13 protein-coding genes are annotated in these 19,099 nt (G+C 71.4%); 7 read left to right on the top strand and 6 right to left on the bottom strand.

What is annotated here, in order from left to right; genetic code table 11:
- Window positions 1-8: 8 nt before the first annotated feature.
- Window positions 9-2,126 carry a WD40 repeat domain-containing protein gene (locus ADL01_RS29155; protein WP_053744981.1) on the bottom strand — a complete coding sequence of 706 codons (2,118 nt, stop codon included), beginning with the start codon at window positions 2,124-2,126 and terminating at the stop codon, window positions 9-11.
- Between the two features lie 217 nt (window positions 2,127-2,343).
- Between ADL01_RS29155 and ADL01_RS29150 the strand changes: the two genes are divergently transcribed.
- Entirely contained in the window at window positions 2,344-4,326 is a 1,983-nt protein-coding gene (locus ADL01_RS29150; RefSeq protein ID WP_053744980.1) for a WD40 repeat domain-containing protein, read from the top strand.
- A 222-nt stretch (window positions 4,327-4,548) separates the two neighbouring features.
- Here the strand turns inward: ADL01_RS29150 and ADL01_RS29145 are convergent, their stop codons facing one another.
- Window positions 4,549-4,974, bottom strand: a complete 426-nt coding sequence (locus ADL01_RS29145; protein WP_053744979.1) for a hypothetical protein — start codon at window positions 4,972-4,974, stop codon at window positions 4,549-4,551.
- Between the two features lie 424 nt (window positions 4,975-5,398).
- Between ADL01_RS29145 and ADL01_RS29140 the strand changes: the two genes are divergently transcribed.
- A complete protein-coding gene (locus ADL01_RS29140) occupies window positions 5,399-9,190 on the top strand; it encodes a hypothetical protein (protein WP_053744978.1) in 3,792 nt (1,263 codons plus the stop codon).
- Window positions 9,191-9,246: 56 nt separating this feature from the next.
- On the opposite strand, the gene ADL01_RS29135 is transcribed toward ADL01_RS29140, so the two are convergent.
- Together ADL01_RS29135 and ADL01_RS29130 are read right to left on the bottom strand one after the other, a co-directional pair.
- On the bottom strand, window positions 9,247-9,501 hold the full coding sequence (locus tag ADL01_RS29135) for a hypothetical protein (RefSeq protein WP_053744977.1): 255 nt from the start codon (window positions 9,499-9,501) through the stop codon (window positions 9,247-9,249).
- Between the two features lie 30 nt (window positions 9,502-9,531).
- Complete coding sequence (locus ADL01_RS29130; protein WP_053744976.1) at window positions 9,532-10,011, bottom strand: GNAT family N-acetyltransferase; 480 nt, start codon at window positions 10,009-10,011, stop codon at window positions 9,532-9,534.
- A 68-nt stretch (window positions 10,012-10,079) separates the two neighbouring features.
- Here ADL01_RS29130 and ADL01_RS29125 point away from each other — a divergent pair, with 68 nt between their 5' ends.
- On the top strand, window positions 10,080-10,883 hold the full coding sequence (locus tag ADL01_RS29125; protein ID WP_053744975.1) for an exodeoxyribonuclease III: 804 nt from the start codon (window positions 10,080-10,082) through the stop codon (window positions 10,881-10,883).
- 28 nt (window positions 10,884-10,911) lie between these two features.
- On the opposite strand, the gene ADL01_RS29120 is transcribed toward ADL01_RS29125, so the two are convergent.
- Window positions 10,912-11,532: a MerR family transcriptional regulator gene (locus ADL01_RS29120; protein ID WP_053745042.1), complete on the bottom strand. Its 621-nt coding sequence runs from the start codon at window positions 11,530-11,532 to the stop codon at window positions 10,912-10,914.
- 170 nt (window positions 11,533-11,702) lie between these two features.
- Between ADL01_RS29120 and ADL01_RS29115 the strand changes: the two genes are divergently transcribed.
- The 4 genes from ADL01_RS29115 (at window position 11,703) to ADL01_RS29100 (ending at window position 15,469) form a co-directional block, all read left to right on the top strand.
- Window positions 11,703-13,256 carry a flavin-containing monooxygenase gene (locus tag ADL01_RS29115; RefSeq protein ID WP_053744974.1) on the top strand — a complete coding sequence of 518 codons (1,554 nt, stop codon included), beginning with the start codon at window positions 11,703-11,705 and terminating at the stop codon, window positions 13,254-13,256.
- Window positions 13,253-14,221, top strand: a complete 969-nt coding sequence (locus ADL01_RS29110; RefSeq protein WP_053744973.1) for an alpha/beta fold hydrolase — start codon at window positions 13,253-13,255, stop codon at window positions 14,219-14,221. The genes ADL01_RS29115 and ADL01_RS29110 overlap by 4 nt, the downstream gene beginning before the upstream one ends.
- Window positions 14,218-15,135: an SDR family oxidoreductase gene (locus ADL01_RS29105; RefSeq protein ID WP_053744972.1), complete on the top strand. Its 918-nt coding sequence runs from the start codon at window positions 14,218-14,220 to the stop codon at window positions 15,133-15,135. The genes ADL01_RS29110 and ADL01_RS29105 overlap by 4 nt, the downstream gene beginning before the upstream one ends.
- Window positions 15,136-15,223: 88 nt before the next feature.
- Window positions 15,224-15,469: a hypothetical protein gene (locus tag ADL01_RS29100; protein WP_053744971.1), complete on the top strand. Its 246-nt coding sequence runs from the start codon at window positions 15,224-15,226 to the stop codon at window positions 15,467-15,469.
- Between the two features lie 135 nt (window positions 15,470-15,604).
- Here the strand turns inward: ADL01_RS29100 and ADL01_RS29095 are convergent, their stop codons facing one another.
- Window positions 15,605-18,904, bottom strand: coding sequence for a S41 family peptidase (locus ADL01_RS29095; protein WP_053744970.1), 3,300 nt, complete (start codon window positions 18,902-18,904; stop codon window positions 15,605-15,607).
- Between the last annotated feature and the right edge of the window lie 195 nt (window positions 18,905-19,099).

The following is a 19,099-nucleotide window of genomic DNA, read 5'->3' as shown; positions in this document are numbered from 1 at the left end:
GAGCAAGGTCAGTAACGATGCCTCAGGACCGCTATGTCCGCGCCGAAACTGACCACCATCCGCCCGTCGGGCGCTACCGTCAGGCCTCTGATACGCGAAGGAAAGGCATACGCGCCGATCTGCTGTCCTGTGCTTGCGTCCCACATCCATACGGTTCGGTTGCCGGCGGCGGCGACGACAGGGCGGCCGTTCAGTGTGGCGGTCGCCCCTGTGGACACCTCGTTGGTGTGTCCCGTCAGTGGGGGTGCCAGGAGTTCGCCTGTGGCCAGGTCCCACAGGTGGACTCCGTCCGTGCTGTGGCTGGTGAGAAGGATGCTGCGGCCGTCCAATGTTTCCAGGGCCAGGGCGTCTTGTTGCCGGGGCTGCACTCCGATCCATTGACTCGCGGTCAGGTCCCAGACGCGGCCTTCGCTGGTCACGCCGACGAAGCGGCCATCGACTTCCGCGAAGAAGTCGATGGACAGGCTGGTGTACTCGCTGGTCGACCGTCCGTGCAACTCTTCCCGGGTGGTCAGGTCCCAGATCCGTACCGTCTTGCGCCAGTTGTCGCGTGTGAGGAGGGTGGGCCGGCCGTCCACCGTCCCGACCGTCATCAGGTCCAGCGCGGTCGTCTGGGCGGTCAGGGGCTCACTGAGCTGTCCCTTGCCGTCGAGGTCCCAGAACCGCACCTTCGTGTCCGAGCCGCCGGTGACGATGACGCGGCTGCCGTCCACCACGGCCGTGGCGATCCCTTTTATGGAACCGGCGTGACCAGTCAGCCGGTTGCCCGTCTCCGATTCACCGTCGAGGTCCCAGATCCGAACCGATCCGTCGTCGCTGCCTGTGACGGCGAGGTGACGCCTGTTCAGCACCGCCGTCGCCGCTCCCCGTACGGCCGCCTCGTGGCCCGTCAGCGGCGGGCGCAGGTGCCGGAGGGTGGACAGATCCCACACCTCGACCGGCCCATGGGCGTATGCGACGAGGGCGGCGGGGCGGTCGTGGAGCATCCTCACGGCCGCCGCTTCCACGGGCGTGGCCGCCACGGGCTCACCGACCTGCTCGCGCGTGGCCAGGTTCCAGACGTGCACCTCGTAGGCGTTGGCACTGACGGCCAGCGGGCACTCCGACGCCGGATCGGTCACCAGGAAATGCGCGCCGGCGTTGAGGTCCAGACTGGCGCAGCCCCCTGCCTCCCCGTCGCTGTCACCGCCGCCTTCCACCGTACGGTCGTACGGCCCCCGTGCACCCTGGTCCGCGAACACGGGAGGGTCGCCGAGGGCGGCGAACTCCCTTCCCGTCACCAGGTCCCACACCCGGACGGTCTCCTCCCCCGTGATCAGGTCCGTCGCCCCGAGTTCCTTGGAGTGGCTGGTGACAGCGACGGGATGGCCGTACAGCACCGCCGTCGACAGAGCGGAAACGAAGCCGGTGTGGATGGTCTGCGGCTCACTGTTCTGGGAGATGGTGGCCAGATCCCACACTCTCACCACGTCGTCGATGCACGCGCCGACCACCACCGGTCGGCCCCCGACCAGTCCCGTGGCCAGCGATTTCACCCAGGAATCGTCGTCGGCGTGGCACGCGCCGACCAGTTCTCCCCGCGCCAGGTCCCACACCCGAACGGTTTTGTCGTAGCCGCTGGTGACGGCGACGGGACGACTGTCCAGCACCGCTGTCGCCAGAGCCTCCACGGCGCCGGTGTGAGCGGACACGACCTTGCCGAGTCGGCTGCCCGTGGCCAGATCCCACCCGTGCAGCGTGCCGTCCGCGCAACCGGCGACAGAGAGACCACGGCCCTCCACGACCACGGTCGCCAACACGCCCACCTTGGCCGGTACGGGCAACGCGTACCGCAGCCGGGAGTCCAGGTCGCCGCCGGTCGCCCACTGCACGACCCAGGGGTCGTCTGTTTCCGTTTCCTGGCGGACTGCGACCTTGGCGATGTTTCGCGCCAACTCCCGGTTGCCGTACCGGGCCGCGTCCAGCGCCAGTATCTGTCGCCGCACCCCTGCACCGGCATCCCGGTGCACATGCCCCGACGCCCGGTACACCGCGGCCGCCAGCAGCTCCTCCCGCGAGGCAGCGCCGTCCAGGCCCGCGAGGATCACCTCCGGGTCGCCGTGCACCAGCCAGCCAGGATCGGTCAACCGGCCACTCCCCGCCGCGACTTCACGGTACGGACTACTTTTTTGGCGCTCGCCTGACATAACCGGCATGGTAACCACGCCGCCAATTCGTCGGCCGTTCGCAGCTGGCTGGCCGCCGGCACCAAGCCGCCGTCCGATTGTCAGTGCCTCCTGCGAGACTCGTTCCATGATTCCGAAGCTCCCCTTGAACAGCCCTCGTTGGCTTGATCTTCACGGCGTGAAGGTCAAGGAGGTGGCAGCACTCCTGGAGCAGTTGGCCGCCGCAGCTGCTACCGGGAGCGGCGATGCGTGGAGGCAGACCTGGACATACCTGGCCGGTGGCCTGCTGGATGACGGAGTTGTCTCCGACGGGGCCTATGCGGCCCTGCCGCACCTCGTCGAGGCGGTCGCGGCCCTGCCTCCGGGGCAGACCGCGGACTTCTGGGTGGACATGGGATTCATCGTGACCGCCGACTACAGGCCTCCGGTCCCGGCCGATCTTGAAGCGGGGTTCGGCGCCGCGCTGCGTCTGGCCGAGCGGGCGGCCGTCCGAAGCCTCCTTGCCGCCGATCCTCCCGCGCAGGTCTGCGCTCACCTCGTGCTCTCCTGCGTGGCCTTTGCCGGTCACCACATGGGAGAAGCGCTGGGGCCGCTCCTCGATCCCCGGGAAAGTGGCCTCCCGCTGGTGTGTCCCGGGTGCGGTAGCGACACCGAGTTCCCCGAGTTCTTCGTGGACCCGGCGCGTCCGCCTCTCGAGGTTCCGGTGCTGCCTGATCCCGCTCCTGCCCGGCAGGGAGGGCATCCCTGGGGGGAGGTCGCCGAGGTGGTAAGGGAAGAGGCGCTGGGGGAGGGGTGGGAGCCCTTCGTGCGGGTGGCCCGTGACGTCGCGGTGGCAGGGGTGCCGCCCGAAGCACCGGGGCGGGCCGTCCTGTGCCTGGTCGCCGGCATGGTCGCGGTGAGGGGCACCCCGCAACCGGCCGCAGGGGAACTGGCCCGCCAACTGATGGCGCTCACCGGATACTTCCGCTGCTGGGACTGCGAGCGGACGTGGACGATCGCCGACGGCCTGGCGGAGAACCCGGACGGTGCGCGCCCCCAGCACCATCCGGCGAAGGTGTGGACGGAATCCGACGGGTCGGCTGCCATGGTGGAGTCGGCGGCGGCCGGAGGAACAGGCGAAGCGGCGACCCGGTTCCGGCAGGACGGGAACGCGGTGATCGCGGCCGACGGCACGCCCTGGGGCCGTATATCGGTGTTCGCCGATTCCGCGCCCGGTTCATCGGGGGGTGTCAGCGCACTGGCGGTGGTGTCCCGTCCCGGTCGGCCGACGCTCGTGGCCGGCGCCGGGGACGCGGGCGTGGTGTGCCTGTGGGACGTGGCCGACGGCCGACTCGTCCATGATCCGCTGCTCGGACATCCTGACCGTATTCGCTCGATGACGGCCCTGCCCATGCCCGACGGCCGCACTCTTCTGGCGAGCGGAGGCGACACCGGGAAGATCGCCCTGTGGAACCCTGTCGCCGGGCAGCCGGTTCGCGAACCGTCCGGCGACTGGCCCGGCGGGGTGACCGGAATGTGTGCCGCGACCGTCCCCGACGGCCGCACCCTGCTCGTCACCGCCACCCCCAAAGGCGCGGTCCGGCTGTGGGATCCGGATACCGGTGAGTGCGTCGGGCGGCTCAACCCCTATGGCAGTCCGATCCAGTCGATCGCCGCCGTCCCGATCTCCGCCTCCCACATGCTGATCGCGGCCTCGGACACCGCCGGCCGCCTCCACGTGTGGGATCCAGCCGTCGACGACCCCTGGGAAAGTGGCGCGGCCGTGCAACTGAACGCACGTGCCCTCGCCGATGCCGACCACCGTGTGGCGGCTGTGGCGGCTGTGCCCACACACGACCGAACAGTGCTGGCCACAGGCGACAACCGCGGTGTGGTCATGCTGTGGGACCTTGCCACCGGTGCCCCGATCGGCGACGGACTGGCCGCCTCCACAGGCACCGCCGGCCTACCGGTCCTCACCGCCACCACCCCGCACGGCGGCCGCACGGTCCTGGTCACCGGCACCCGGCACGGTCATCGACTACGGATATGGGAACCGGAGACCGGCGCGGTGGGGCACATCGCCCTGGACGTGGCGCTCACCTGTCTGGCCACCGCGGGCCCGGACGTGATCGTCGGACACGACCGAGGGGTCCTCCGCCTCGCGCTCACCAGGCAGTGAAGGCGTTCGGCCGCGACAACCCGTCTCACCCCGTCTCACTCCGTCGCGCGGAGCAACGGGACGTATGCCGGGAACCCGCGCGACGGGCGCTACCAACACGAACCCCACGGCCCACGAAAGACGGACTCCGCAGGCGGCACGTCTGAGTTCGTCGCCTGCGGAGTCCAGTGGGGAAGGTGGCCGTCGTGCTGGCTAGGTCGGCACCGTCACCGAAGATCGAGGCTAACGGTGTGAGAACTGCCAGAAGTTCGAGGTCACGGCGAACTCGATCGAGTTCTGGTCACCCGGGGGCGTCAGATTGCTCTGCAGGTTGTACGTCTGTGAGCCGACGCCCGAACCGAGCGCGCAGTTCTGGTCGCGGAACGCGGTGACCACCACGTGGTCACCACCGTGGACCCAGAGGTCCGTCAGCGGGACGACGGGCCCACCCGCGCGCGGCGGGCGGTGGCACCCTCCCGCCCGACCGTTGACGGTGAGCCCGACAGCGGCAGTGCCGCCGGGCAGCGAGCTGGTGAGGGCGTATGGACTGAACGCGGTGGCGGCCGACGCCTGTCCGGCGCTCACTATGACCCCGCCCGTTCCCAGGGTGACAGCCGCGGTCAGTGCGGCGGCGAGCTTGCGCCCGTTCCGGCTCAGCGTGAGTTCCATCCTTGGTGCACCTTTTCTCATCTGATCATTGATGATCAATTGACTGTTCGTTCCCTTTCCCGCGAGGGGAGAGAGGCGAGGACCGACGGGCTGCCGTGGGGATCAGCCCGTAGGTGTCCTCAGCCCGTGACAGGCGCGGCGGCGCCGACGAGCCTCCTGGAGAGCGCACGGGACATGGCCCCGCTCCCTTCTGTCCTGTCGGTTCGGGCAGAACCGAGTTTGCCGGGCCGGCAAGTTGATCAGGACGCGTTTCTCTGGCACGAATCAATTCCCGGCCGGTCAATTCCCGGTCGGCTTCTCCGGGTCGAGGCCCCGCAAGCGGTGCCGCTTCGCCTCGACGTCACCCGGACCGCCATGATGTTGCTTTCGTCGGCCACAGGTTCGCCGGCCACAGGTTCGCCGGCTACAGGGAGGAGGTGTCCGCATGGGGCGTCCGGAAAGACCGCTGGACCCGACCGCCGGTCCCGTGCCGCGGTTCGCGCACGAGCTGCGGGAGCTGCGCAGGAACGCGGGCAGCCCTTCGTACCGGGCGATGGCGAAGATCGCGGGCTTCGCGTCGACATCGTTGTCCCAGGCCGCCGCCGGTGAGCGGCTGCCGTCCCTCGCCGTCGTCCAGGGATACGTACGGGCCTGCGGCGGCGACCCGGACGAGTGGGAGCCGCGGTGGCGGGACGCCGAGGCAGAGGTGGCGGGGGCGGTCTGCGAGGACGACGAGGACGCGGCGCCGCCGCCGTACCGGGGCCTTGCCCGGTTCGAGCCGGCCGACCAGAGGCTGTTCTTCGGGCGGGCCCGCCTGACGGAAGACCTGCTCCAGCTGGTGTGCGGGCACCGGTTCGCCGCGATGTTCGGCGCCTCGGGCAGCGGGAAGTCCTCCCTGTTACGGGCCGGACTGATCCCCCGGCTCCAGAAGGAGATCGAGGACCTGGGTCGCCCGGCGGTGCTGCGGGTGCTGACACCCGGCGACCGGCCTGCCGCCACGTACGGCCATCTGCTGGCCCCGGCGGCGGACGAGCCGGAGAGCTGGGTGGTGGTGGACCAGTTCGAGGAGGTCTTCACTCTCTGCCGGGACCGGGCCGAGCGAGCCCGCTTCCTCGACCTGCTGCTCGCCGCGAGGGACCCCGGCAGCCGGCTGCGGGTGCTCATCGTCGTACGGGCCGACTTCTACCCCCGCTGCGGCGAGCACCGGGAGCTGGCGGACACGCTGCGTGGCGCCGGACTGCTGGTCGGCCCGATGACCGCGGACGAGCTGCGCGAGGCGGTCGTCAAGCCGGCGCAGGAGGCCGGGCTCCTGGTGGAGCGGGAGCTGACCGCGCGGATCGTGGACGAGGTCCTCGACGAGCCCGGCGGGCTGCCGATGCTCTCGCACGCCCTGCTGGAGACCTGGCGGCGACGCAAGGGCCGCGTGCTCACCCTGGCCGCGTACCAGGCGGCCGGCGGGGTGCGCGGCGCCATCGCGGCGAGTGCCGAGAAGGCGTACGGGCAGCTCACCGCACCCCAGGCGGATGCCGCCCGGCGGCTCCTGCTGCGCATGGTCGAGCCCGGCCAGGGCACCGCGCACACCCGGCGTCCGCTGACCCGCGCCGAGCGGGCGGAGTGGGCGTGTTCCCAGGTGCCGACGGTGCTGGAGCGGCTGGCTCGCGCCCGGTTGCTGACCGTCGACGAGGAGGGCGTCCAGCTCGCCCACGAGGCGCTGATCAGCTGCTGGCCGAGGTTGCGCGGCTGGATCGATGAGGACTGCGAGCGGCTGCGCCACCACCGTCGTCTGACGGAGGACGCCCGCATCTGGCTGGAGCACGACCGTGACCCCGGTGCCCTGTACCGGGGCAACCGCCTGGACGGTGCGGCGGAGCTTTTCCCCGAACATGAGCGCGAACACACCCTGACCGTGCCGGAACGCGAGTTCCTCTCCGCCGCCCTGGCCGCCCGGGAGGCGGAGCGCAGGGCCGCCGCCCGCTCGACGCGCCGGGCGCGGGCGGGGGCGGGCGTACTCGCGGCGGTCCTCGCGGTGGCGCTGGTCGCGAGTGTCGCCGCCTGGACGCAGCGCCGGGACAACGAGCGCCGCCGCACCGACGACGCGGCCCGCCGTACCGCGGCCGTCGCCGACTCCCTGCGGACGACCGACCCGCGCACCGCGCGACTGCTGGGCGTCGCCGCCTGGCGGGTGGCGAAGCTGCCGGAGACCCGGCGGGCTCTGCTGGGCTCGCTGGGCCAGCGGGAACTCGACGCCTTCAGTGATCCGGTGCCTGCCGACGGCCCCTTCCGCCGCCTGACGGACTCCGGTCGCACGCTGCTGAGCGTCGAGGCGCGTACCTGGCGGACCTGGGACGTGGCACGGCACCGGCGGATCGCCGACGGGCGGTTGCCGGAGGCCGGCGTACCGGTCGGGGCGAGTCCGGACGGGCGGCTGCTGGCGATCTCCGGGGATGACGGGGTTCGGGTGTGGGACAGGGTCGCCGGACGGTGGGTCGGTGACCGGCTGCCGGGCTCGGCCCTGGTGGACTTCGCCGAGCGCACGTACGCCGTGAGCAGTGCGGACGACGCCCGGATACGGGTGCACTCGGCCGTGGACGGAAAGCCGCTGTTCGAGACCCGGTCGGCGAGCATGGTCACGCCGGCCCAGAGCGCCGACGGACGGCTCCTCGCGCTCTGCCCCTCCGGGGACGACCCCGTGCGGGTGCACGACATTACGCGGCGGAACACGGTGCGCGGGCGCTGGGAAGGCGCGCGGGACATCTGCGGCCAGGAGCGCGCGCAACTGGTGCTCGGCGGTGGCGAGCGAAGCGAGATGGGGGTCCCCCCGGCCGAAGGCCGGGGGAGGCTCGCCGCGGTGATCCCGAGCGGCGTGCGGGTCTGGGACCTCCGGTCGGGGGAGCAGCTTGCCGACCTCCCCGACACGGGAGTGACGGACGCCGCCTTCAGCGAGGACGGGAAGTTCCTGGCGACCGCCGACGGGGAGGAGATCAGGGTGTGGCGGATGGGCGTCGACGCCCCGGTGTTCCGGTACCTCCTCAACAACCAGCACCCGTACGGCGGACTGGCCTGGGACCCCGCCCGCCCGGTACTGCGTTATCTGGAGGCCGGCACGGTCCACTCCGTGGACGTCGCGACGGCCGTGACGTCCGCCTGGCAGGACCAGCCGGCGGACAAGGTGCTGATCAGCCCGGACGGCCGCACCCTCGCCGTCGCGCGACGCACCGGCCACACCTACCGCTTCGAGCTGCGCGACACCGAAGGACGACTGCGGAGAACGCTGCCGCCCACGCCGATCCCCGTGTCGCACGACCCGTCCCGGCGGGTACGCCCGCAGGACACCTCCCCTCTGCTGGCCTTCGCCCCCGACGGAAAGGCGCTCGCCTACGCCGTCTCGGCGCCCGGTTACGAGGCGTCCCCGCAGCGCCTCACGATCTGGGACGTCACCCGGGGCCGGGTCCGCACGACGCTGGACCTGGCGACGAAGGCGTCGGCCGGGGCGGTGATCACGATCGCCCTCGGCCCGGACGCCCGCACGCTCCACCTCACCCGCACACCGGCGATGGGCGAGCGGAGCAACGAGACCTGGGACATCGCCCGCCACCGCCGGACGGCGGTTCTCACCGGCCTGGCCAGCAGCCACCTGGCCGTGCGTCCCGACGGCGGGCTCCTGGCCGGCGACAACCGCACGGCGAGCCTGCCGGACGGCAGCACCACCGGACGCGACCGGTTCCAGGGCGGCGACATCGGCGCCCTCGCCTTCGCTCCGGACGGTTCGCTGCTCGCGGCGGGGGACCAGACGGGCCGGGTGACGCTGTGGGACCGGACGGTGCGCCAGCGGGAGGGGAGCTTGCCGAACGTCTTCCCCGCGCTTGCGGACGGCACGGCAGACACGCTCCAGGACGATACGTCCGAGGCCGTCAGCGCCCTCGCGATCAGCCCCGACGGCAGCACGCTGGCAGTGGGCGGCGAGGCGGGGAGCCTGCAACTGTGGGACGTCGCCACCCAGCAGCCGCTCGGCCGCCCGCTCACGACACCGGGCGAGCCGATCGACACGGTGGCGTTCGGCGCGGACAGCGGCACGGTGTACGCGGGAAGCGCGCATGTGCCTCTCCAGCGCTACCCGATCGACCCGTCGAAGGCGGTCGGGACGGTGTGCGCCGGCACGGGAGGCAACGGGCTGACGCGGGCGCAGTGGCAGAGGTACGTCCGCGATGTGCCGTACCGCGAGGTGTGCGCCCACTGAATCGTCCGGTCCGGTCGCCGTACTCGTCGAACGACTTCCCCCGGTTGACCGGCGACTCAGGTGTCCGAGCGTGTGCCCGTGGCCAGTTCGCGGTCCACGGCGACCAGGTGCGGTCGCCCTCCGGCCAAGGTGACGGAGGCGGAGACCAGGGCCTGGAGGCAGGCGTACTCGGCCTCCTCGTCGGGCATCGCGAGGCGTTGCGTCGTGAGGCCGTCGACGCCGGCGAGGAAGAAACGGGCGGTGGTCGTCGCGGGGTGTGGCAGCGGGTGGCCGGTGCGGTCGGCGGCCTCGGCGATGAGTCCGGCCGCCACGTCGGTCCCCGGTTGGCCGCGTGAGCGTCCCTACAGGCTCTTCGCGTAGCAGCGGCTCGCCTCGTGATGGCGGTAGTAGCCGAACTTCGCGGAGGGTTCGTAGCCGCTGGAGGTGTAGAGCGCGATGGCCTCCGGCTGCCGGTCGCCCGTCTCCAGGACCATGCGGGTACGGCCGGCCATGCGGGCGTCCTCCTCCAGGGCGGCCAGTATGCGGCGGGCCAGGCCGAGTCCACGGGCCTCCTCGACGACGTACATCCGCTTCAGCTCGGCATCGCCGGCCAGATAGCCTTCCTCGGTCTCCTCGTCGTGGCCGCGCCAGCCGCCGGTGGCCACCGGACGGTCCCGCTCGTCGTACGCGATCAGGTACAGGCCGGACGGCGGGTCGAACATCGCCGGGTCGAGATACGTGGCGTCGCCCTCGTCCTCGTACCGGAGGGCGTACTCGGCCTGGACCTGGTCGTTGAGCTTGACGGCGTCGGGGTGGGCGAAGGAGACCCGGCGGATATTCATACCGCATAAGGTACATCTATGCAGGTTGCCGTCGCCAGGGGGTTTCCGCCGGCGGGTATCGTGCCCGAGTGCTGACTGTCACCAGTGTGAATGTGAACGGACTCCGCGCCGCCGCGAAGAAGGGCTTCGTGGAGTGGCTCGCCGAGACCTCCGCCGATGTGCTGTGCCTCCAGGAGGTGCGCGCCGAACCGCAACAGCTGCCCGAGGAGGTCCGGGCCCCCGAGGGCTGGTACGTCACGCACGCGCCCGCCGCCGCCAAGGGCCGCGCCGGCGTCTCCCTCTACACGCGCCGCGAGCCCGACCGCGTCCAGGTCGGCTTCGGCTCCGCCGAGTTCGACGGCAGCGGCCGGTATGTCGAGGCCGACCTGCCCGGTGTCACCGTCGCCAGTCTGTATCTGCCGTCCGGTGAGGTCGGCACGGAACGGCAGGACGAGAAGATCCGCTTCATGGGCGAGTTCCTCGCCCATCTGAAGGAGCTGCGGGAGCGGGCCGCCGCCGACGGGCGCGAGGTGGTCGTGTGCGGCGACTGGAACATCGCCCACCAGCCGGCCGACCTCAAGAACTGGCGCGCCAACCAGAAGAACTCCGGATTCCTGCCGGAGGAGAGGGCGTGGCTCGGGCGGGTGCTCGACGAGGCGGACGGCGGGTTCGTGGACGTCGTACGGGCGCTGCATCCCGACGTCGAGGGGCCGTACTCGTGGTGGTCGTACCGGGGGCGGGCCTTCGACAACGACTCGGGTTGGCGCATCGACTACGAGATCTCGACGCCCGGACTCGCCGCCAAGGCGGTCAAGGCGTACGTCGAACGGGCGGCGACGCATGCGGAGCGCTGGTCGGACCATGCGCCGGTCACGGTCGTCTACGACCTCTGAGTGCCCCTGATGCCCGTAGCGGCCGTGGTCACTGGCGGCGGCGCATCCGGCGGTCCAGCGCCAGGGACAGTTCCGCCTCCACCACCCCGCGCGCCAGCGGGCGCAGCCGGGTCGGGTCCGCGTCCGGGGTGTGGGTGAGGATCACGTCCGTGAAGATCTCGGCCAGGGCGTCCGCGTGGTCGCGTACCCGTTTGCCCGCCGCCAGGACTGCCGAGAGCGGGATGCCCTCCTGGACCAGCGCCGACGCCGCGTCCAGGAGGCTGCGGCTGATGTGGACGATCTGCTCGCCGTCGGTGCCCAGGTAGCCGAGGTCCATCGAGGCCGCGAGGTTCTCGGGTGTGGCGTCCGGGCCGAAGCGGTCGGCGAGTTCCTCGGGGGTGAGGCGGACCGGGATCTCCTCGGTGGGGGCGCCGAGGCCGAGCAGGTCGGCGACGTCGCGGCCGTGGTCGAAGGCCTCGGCGAGTTCCGCGATGCCGTTGAGGGTGTGCCCGCGTTCCAGCAGCGCCGAGATCGTGCGCAGGCGGGCCAGGTGGTGGTCGTCGTACCAGGCGATGCGGCCCTCGCGGCGGGGCGGCGGGATCAGTTTGCGTTCGCGGTAGAAGCGCAGGGTGCGGACGGTGATGCCGGCCAACTCGGCCAGCTCCTCCATCCGGTACTCACGCTGTTCGGCGTTCTCAGCTGCGTCTGCCACGTCGGAACCCTATGGCGTACTCGCGGTAACTTTCCCTCTCCCGGACCCTACCCATCGGTACGGACCTGCTCTACTCTCCCCATTGCGCCAGTATTCACTGGCACGGTCGCGTGGGGAAGGGCATCGGCATGGCCGAACAGGACGCCGAGCAGAAGGCCGAGCAGGACGCCGGACACGAACATGTGCGGGTGGCGGTGATCGGGTCCGGTTTCGGGGGACTCGGGGCCGCCGTGCGGCTGCGCCGCGAAGGGGTCACCGACTTCGTCGTGCTGGAGCGGGCCGGCAGCGTCGGCGGGACCTGGCGCGACAACAGCTATCCGGGATGCGCCTGCGACGTCCCCTCCCACCTGTACTCGTTCTCCTTCGCGCCCAATCCCGACTGGCCGCGCGCCTTCTCCGGGCAGGAACACATCCGCGCCTACCTGGAGCGCGTCACCGACGTCTTCGGGCTGCGGCCCCATCTCCGCCTCAACTCCGAGGTGAAGAAGATGACGTGGGACAACAGACGGCTGGTGTGGGTCGTCGAGACCAGCAGCGGGACTCTTCTCGCCGATCTCGTCGTGTCCGCCACCGGGCCCCTGTCCGATCCCAAGGTGCCGGATGTCCCCGGCCTCGACACCTTCCCCGGCAAGGTCTTCCACTCCGCCCGCTGGGACCACGACTACGACCTGCGAGGCAAGCGGGTCGCGATGGTCGGGACCGGGGCCTCCGCCATCCAGATCGTCCCCGCCGTCCAGCCCGACGTCTCCCACCTCACCCTCTTCCAGCGCACCCCGCCCTGGGTGATGCCCCGCGTCGACCGCGCCATCGGCGACGCCGAACGCGCCGTGCACCGCGCGTTGCCCTTCACCACCCGGCTGCGGCGCGGACTCTCCTGGGGCGTACGGGAGTTGCAGGTCCAGGCGTTCACCAGGCATCCGGGTGAGCTCGGGGTGGTGGAGGCGGTGGCCCGACGCAATATGCACCGCGCGGTCAAGGATCCGGCCCTGCGCGCGAAACTCACCCCTGACTACCGCATCGGATGCAAGCGCATCCTCCTGTCGAGCGAGTACTACCCGGCGCTCACCCGGCCCAACGTCGACGTGGTGGCGAGCGGGCTGAGCGAGGTCCGGGGAGCCACCGTCGTTGCGGCCGACGGGAGTTCGGCCGAGGTCGACGCCATCGTCTTCGGTACGGGGTTCCACGTCACCGACATGCCCATCGCCGACCGGGTCGTCGGCGCGGACGGGCGTACGCTCGCCGAGGCCTGGGCGGAGCGCGGGATGCGGGCGCTGCGCGGGGCGTCCGCCGCCGGGTTCCCCAACTGGATGACGGTCATCGGGCCCAACACCGGCCTCGGGAACTCCTCGATGATCCTCATGATCGAATCCCAGCTGAACTATCTCGCCGACTACGTACGGCAGTTGGACGTCCTCGGCGGCCGCGTCGCCCTTGATGCCCGGCCCGCCGCCGTCGACGTCTGGAACGACCGGCTCCAGGAGCGGATGCTGCGCACGGTGTGGAACACGGGCGGATGCAGCAGCTGGTACCTCGACGCGAACGGGCGCAACACCACCGTCTGGCCGGGTACGACGTCCGAGTTCCGGCGGGCGACCCGGCGCGTGGACCTCACCGAGTACCAGGTCCTGCGGGCGAGGTCGCCACAGGATGACGTCAACTCGCCTGTGGAGGTGGGCGCATGAGTCGGCTGTCGCGATCGACGCGCCGGACCTCCGTGGCGGACCGTCCGGCCACACCACCCATACCCGTTCGTGAACTCACCGCCGTGTCCGTCGACGGCGCCCGGCTGCATGTCGAGGTGCACGGCGCGGACGACGCCCCCGTGGTCGTCCTCTCGCACGGCTGGACCTGCTCCACCGCCTTCTGGGCCGCCCAGATCCGCGAACTCGCCTCCGATCACCGGGTCGTGGCCTACGACCAGCGCGGCCACGGACGCAGCCCGGCGAGCCCCGGCTGCAGTACCGACGCACTCGCCGACGACCTGGAAGCCGTCCTCGCCGCCACCCTCGGGCCCGGTGAGAAAGCCGTGGTCGTCGGTCACTCCATGGGCGGCATGACGGTGCTGGCCGCGTCCGCGCGACCGGGTTTCCGGGAGCACGCGGCGGCCGTACTGCTGTGCAGTACCGGCAGTTCGCGGCTGGTCGCCGAGGCGCTGGTCCTCCCGATGCGCGCCGGGCGGCTGCGCACCTGGCTCACCCGGCGAAGCCTCAGCTCACGCGCCCCGCTCGGACCGGTGACGCCTCTCTCCCGGCGTCTCCTCAAGTACGCGACGATGGGCGCCGGTTCGACGCCGGCGATGGTCGAGGAGTGCGCCCGGATCGTGCACGCCTGCCCGCGCAAGGCGCGGTACTCGTGGGCGCGGGTGCTGGACAGGATCCAACTCGATGATCAGGTGCGGGAGTTGATGGTTCCGGCCGCCGTCGTCGTCGGTACGGCCGATCGGCTCACCCCGCCTGTGCACGCGCGGGCACTGGCCGCCGCGCTGCCCGACTGCCACGGCGTTATCGAGCTGGCCGGGCTCGGGCACATGACTCCGGTCGAGGCGCCGGGCGAGGTGGCCGGGGTGATTCGTGAACTGGTCTTGGCCTACGGGCAGTTGGGGTCGCGGGGCAATCAGGTCGGCGTACGTATCGAGGAGGGCGCATGAGCAGGGTCAGGCTGGACGGACAGGTCGCTGTCGTCACGGGGGCCGCTCGGGGGGTCGGTGAGCTGCTCGCGCGCAAGCTCTCCGCCCGGGGGGCCAGGGTCGCGCTGGTCGGGCTGGAGGCCGAGGCGCTCAAGGGCGTGGCCGAACGGCTGCACACCGACAGCGCGTACTGGCACGCCGACGTCACCGACCACGAGGCGATGACCCGGGTCGCGGCGGAGGTCAAGGAGCGGTTCGGGAAGGTCGACATCGTCGTCGCCAACGCCGGGGTCGCGAGCGGCGGGCCCTTCGTCGACTCCGATCCGCAGGCGTGGCGGCGGGTCATCGAGGTCAACCTCATCGGGGCGGCGGTCACCGCGCGGGCGTTTCTGCCGGCGCTGACCGAGAGCCGGGGGTATCTCCTCCAGATCGCGTCCCTGGCCGCCATGACTCCGGCGCCGATGATGACCGCGTACTGCGCGTCCAAGTCCGGCGTCGAGGCGTACGCGCACTGTCTGCGGGCCGAGGTCGGCCACAAGGGTGTCGGGGTGGGGGTCGCGTATCTGTCGTGGACCGACACGGACATGGTGCGGGGTGCCGACCAGGACGACGTCATGCGGGAGTTGCGGCAGCGGCTGCCGTGGCCGGCCAGCAAGACGTATCCGCTGGGGCCCGCCGTCGACCGGCTCGTGGCCGGGATCGAGCGGCGGTCCAGCCATGTGTACGGGCAGTGGTGGCTGCGCGGGACGCAGGGGGTGCGCGGGTATCTGCCGGGGCTGATCGGTGCGGTGGGGCAGCGGGAGGTCGGGCGGTTCGCGGGGCGGTTGCAGGGGATGCGGACGGGGCTGGTGGGGGCGGGTGGCGCTGCGGATGAGGAGCCTGGGGGGGTGGCGGCCGGGGTTGGCCGGGGTGGCGCGAGCACCGTCAGTGACTGACTGTAACTGATCGAAATGCGTGCTTCGTGTGGGCGTGTAAATGTGGTCGAGCCCCCATCCCCTCACCCACTTACGGGAGTGAACCCACATGGGCATGAAGGACGAGATGAAGGACAAGGCTCGCCAGGCCAAGGAGAAGATGGAGCCGACCCGGAAGGGTCAGCGCCAGCCGGGTCAGGGGGGCCAGCCCGGCCAGCCCAGCCAGGCCGGCCAGCAGGGTCGGCGTCGGCCGGGCCAGGAGGAGACTCCGGCGCGGGGGCGGTCGCGTGAGGACGATACGCAGCGGGCGATGCAGGACGAAGAGGATCGGCTCAATCAGGACTACGACATCTAGTCCGGGGTTGATCGGTTGACGTGGGGTGCCCTCGTGTTGTGTCGAGGGCACCCTGCGTTTTTGTTTTCTGGGCCGCTTTCGGTCGCGTTGTGGGGTGCGGGTCGGTGGGGGCTTGTCGCGCAGTGCCCCGCACCCCTAGGTGGGTGAGCCCGGCGTCTGTTGAGAAGGGCGGGGCGGAAGGGGTGGTCTTGCTCGGTTGGGGACCTCGTCGTATGTCGGGGGGGTTGCCGCTGGGTGGGTGTCGAGGAGGGCCAGGGCCAGTCTGATGGCGTCGTCCATTTCGACGTGGCGGCCCTCCGCCCAGTCCAGGGGGGTGCGCAGGGCCTCCAGGTCCGGGGCGACGCCCTGGTTCTCGACCGTCCAGCCGTACGTGTCGAACCAGGCCGCGTTCATCGGGACCGTGATCACCGTGCCGTCGCCCAGGCGGTGGCGGCCGGTCATGCCGACCACGCCGCCCCAGGTCCGCTGGCCCACCACCGGGCCGAGCTTCAGCAGCTTGAAGGCCGCCGTGATCATGTCGCCGTCGGAGGACGTCGCCTCGTCGGCCAGGGCGACCACCGGTCCCCGGGGGGCGTTCGACGCGTACGAGACCGGCTGGGCGTCGCGCGTCAGGTCCCAGCCCAGGATCGTGCGCGTCAGCTTCTCCACCACCAGTTCGCTGATGTGGCCGCCCGCGTTGCCGCGCACGTCGACGATGAGGGCGGGCCTCGACACCTCCATGCGCAGGTCGCGGTTGAACTGGGCCCAGCCCGAGCCGCCCATGTCGGGGATGTGCAGATAGCCGCACCGCCCGCCGCTCACCTCCCGTACCACTTCCCGGCGTTTGGCCACCCAGTCCTGGTAGCGCAACGGCCGTTCGTCGACGAGGGGGACCACGGCGACCCTCCGCGCCCGGCCCGCGCCCTCAGCCGAAGCGTCCTCGGCCGCGGTGAACGTCAGCTCCACCGTCGTACCGCCCGCTCCGGCGAGCAACGGGAACGGGCCCGTCACCGGATCCACCGGGCGTCCGTCCACATGGGTGAGCAGCGCGCCCTCCCGGATTCCCGAACCGGCCAGCGGGGAACGGGCCTTGGAGTCGGAGGAGTCGCCGGGGAGGATCCGGTCCAGCATCCAACCGCCCTCCCTGCGTACGAAGTTGGCGCCCAGCAGGCCTTGGCGGCGCTGGTAGTGGGGTGGCCCCTCGTTGCGGCGGGAGGGTGTCACGTAGGCGTGGGAGGTGCCCAGCTCGCCCAGTACCTCCCTCAGCAGGTCGGCGAACTCGTCGGGGGACGCGACCCGTTCCAGGAGCGGGCGGTACTGCGCGAGTACCGCGTCCCAGTCGATGCCGCACATCCGGGGTTCCCAGAAGTAGGCGCGGATCAGCCGGCCCGCCTCCTCATAGGACTGGCGCCATTCCGCAGGCGGGTCGACCTCGTGCATGACCCGGCGCAGATCGATCCAGACGGTCGTGTCGCTGTCGCCCGGGTCGCTGGACGGCACCGCCCGCAGCTCGTCCTCGTCGACGACGACCAGCCGTGAGGCGTCGCCGCTCAGCGCGAACCAGTCGAGGTGCTCGACGAGTTCGGACTTCTTCGCCTTGCTGATGTTGAAGTGTTCGAGCGTCGGCCGGCCGGTCATGTCGGCCGGGTTCGCGAACGTCTCGCCCAGCGCGCCCGAGATCGGCCAGCGCAGCCACACCAGCCCGCCGCCCGCGACCGGACACAGCGCCGAGTACTTGGAGGCGGTGACCGGGAAGGGCGTCACCCGGCTCTCCAGGCCCTCGACCTCGACGATCACCGTCCCGTCGGCGCCCTCGCCCTCGTCCTCGACCGGGTCCAGGCCTCCGGCGGCCGGCCGCCCGTGGGGGGACAGGGCGAAGGGGGAGGGCGTGGCGGAGGAGAGGGGGACCAGGTAGGGGCGGCAGCCGAGCGGGAAGGAGAGGTCGCCGGTGTGGACGTCGTACACGGGGTCGAAGCCGCGCCAGGAGAGGAACGCGAGATAGCGGCCGTCGCGCGTGAAGACCGGGTTCTCGTCCTCGAAGCGGCCGTTGGTCACGTCGACGATCAGGCGGTCCTTTATACGGGCCATCTTGATCTGGCGCAGCGAGCGGCCGATGCCCGGGTGCGACCAGGTCAGCCAGGCGCCGTCCGGGGAGAAGGCGAGGTCGGTGACCGGTCCGTTGATGGAGCGGATCAGCTCGGTGACCTCGCCGTCCGACTCCTCCGTTGCGTCGATGAGGAGGAGGCGGCCGTCGTGGGCGGCGATCGCGAGCCGTTCGCCCGCCGGGTCGGACACCAGTTCCAGTACCCGGCCCAGTGCGCCGGACGCCAGCCGCCTCGGCTGCCGCTCCCCGCTGGCCCTCGGCAGATAGGCGATCTCGATCGCGTCCTCGCCCTCCGCGTCCGTGACGTACGCGACCTGCCCGCCCGAGCCGAGCATCTCGGGCAGCCGGACCCGTACCCCCGGGGTGTCCGTGATCGTCCGGGCCGGGCCGTCCCGATGAGTCAGCCAGTACAGGCTGCCGCGTACGACGACGGCGCTCGCGCGGCCCGTCTCGTCGACCGAGATGCCGTCGACGTGCTGCGCGGCGGGCACCTGGTACGTACGCCGGCCCGCGCGCGGACCGCCGAGCCGCACGTCGAGGCGGCGCGGGAGGGAGTCGGCGGCGAGGTCGTCGACGATCCACAGGTCGCCCGCGCACTGGTAGACGACCCGGGTGCCGTCGCTGGAGGCGTGCCGGGCGTAGAAGGCGTCGTGGTCGGTGTGGCGGCGCAGGCCGGAACCGTCGTACGCGCACGAGTACAGGTTGCCGATGCCTTCGTGGTCGGAGAGGAAGGCGATGCGGTCGCCGACGAACATGGGCGAGTGGAGGTGGCCCTCGAGGTCGGGAAGCAGCCGCTCGCCGTGCAGCCAGAGCCGGCCGGTCGCGCCGCCCCGGTAGCGCTTCCAGCCGGCCGGCTCGTGGGGCGGGGTGCCGGTGAGGAGGAGGCTGCGGCGCTCGCCGTCGATGTCCGCGACCTTGATGTCGGAGACCGGACCCCAGGGCAGCCGGCCGCCGGGGCCGCCGTCCGCCGGGACGCTGTAGGCCCAGGTGAAGTAGGAGAAAGGCTGGCCGTGGGAGGTGACGGCGAGGATGTCCCCGTCCGGGGACCAGCCGCAGACCTGGGTGTCGGCGCTGCCCCAGTAGCTGAGCCGCCGCGCCGGGCCGCCGTCCACCGGCACCCGGTGGATCTCGGGCACGAGGCTGCGCCAGCTCGTGTACGCGATGTGCCGGCCGTCGGGCGAGAAACGCGGGTGCCCGATCTTCGTACGGTCGACGGTGAGCCGCCAGGCACGGCCGTCGCCGCCCGGGCCGGCTCCTCCGGTCTCTCCGTCGAGGCGGGCGAGCCAGAGATCGTCCTCGGCGACGAAGCACAGCAGGTCTCCGCTGAGGTGGGGCAGACGCAGATAGCTCACGTCCCCATGCTTTTCCGCAAATGGGGCGCCAGCAACTCCGGACGCCGTATTAATGCTGGCAACTCAGGAAAAATCGTGCACATGGAGGCGTCCGGAGGTGCATGAGGAGTTCGTGGAGATGCCCGGATTCCGTCCGTGAGCGAGGACACGTACGAAACCGTTTCGTTTCTTTGATTCTCGGGGTATGTTCATTGA

Origin of the sequence: Streptomyces sp. NRRL WC-3618, from assembly GCF_001280005.1 — a bacterium.
GTDB lineage: Bacteria > Actinomycetota > Actinomycetes > Streptomycetales > Streptomycetaceae > Streptomyces.
This window is presented reverse-complemented; position numbering and strand designations above follow the sequence as displayed.

Bases quoted from the DNA above. Each gene is read 5' to 3' on its own strand.
- ADL01_RS29145 (WP_053744979.1), bottom strand. From the start codon at position 4,974: ATGGAACTCACGCTGAGCCGGAACGGGCGCAAGCTCGCCGCCGCACTG.
- ADL01_RS29140 (WP_053744978.1), top strand. From the start codon at position 5,399: ATGGGGCGTCCGGAAAGACCGCTGGACCCGACCGCCGGTCCCGTGCCG.
- ADL01_RS29130 (WP_053744976.1), bottom strand. From the start codon at position 10,011: ATGAATATCCGCCGGGTCTCCTTCGCCCACCCCGACGCCGTCAAGCTC.
- ADL01_RS29120 (WP_053745042.1), bottom strand. From the start codon at position 11,532: ATGGAGGAGCTGGCCGAGTTGGCCGGCATCACCGTCCGCACCCTGCGC.
- ADL01_RS29115 (WP_053744974.1), top strand. From the start codon at position 11,703: ATGGCCGAACAGGACGCCGAGCAGAAGGCCGAGCAGGACGCCGGACAC.
- ADL01_RS29110 (WP_053744973.1), top strand. From the start codon at position 13,253: ATGAGTCGGCTGTCGCGATCGACGCGCCGGACCTCCGTGGCGGACCGT.
- ADL01_RS29105 (WP_053744972.1), top strand. From the start codon at position 14,218: ATGAGCAGGGTCAGGCTGGACGGACAGGTCGCTGTCGTCACGGGGGCC.
- ADL01_RS29100 (WP_053744971.1), top strand. From the start codon at position 15,224: ATGGGCATGAAGGACGAGATGAAGGACAAGGCTCGCCAGGCCAAGGAG.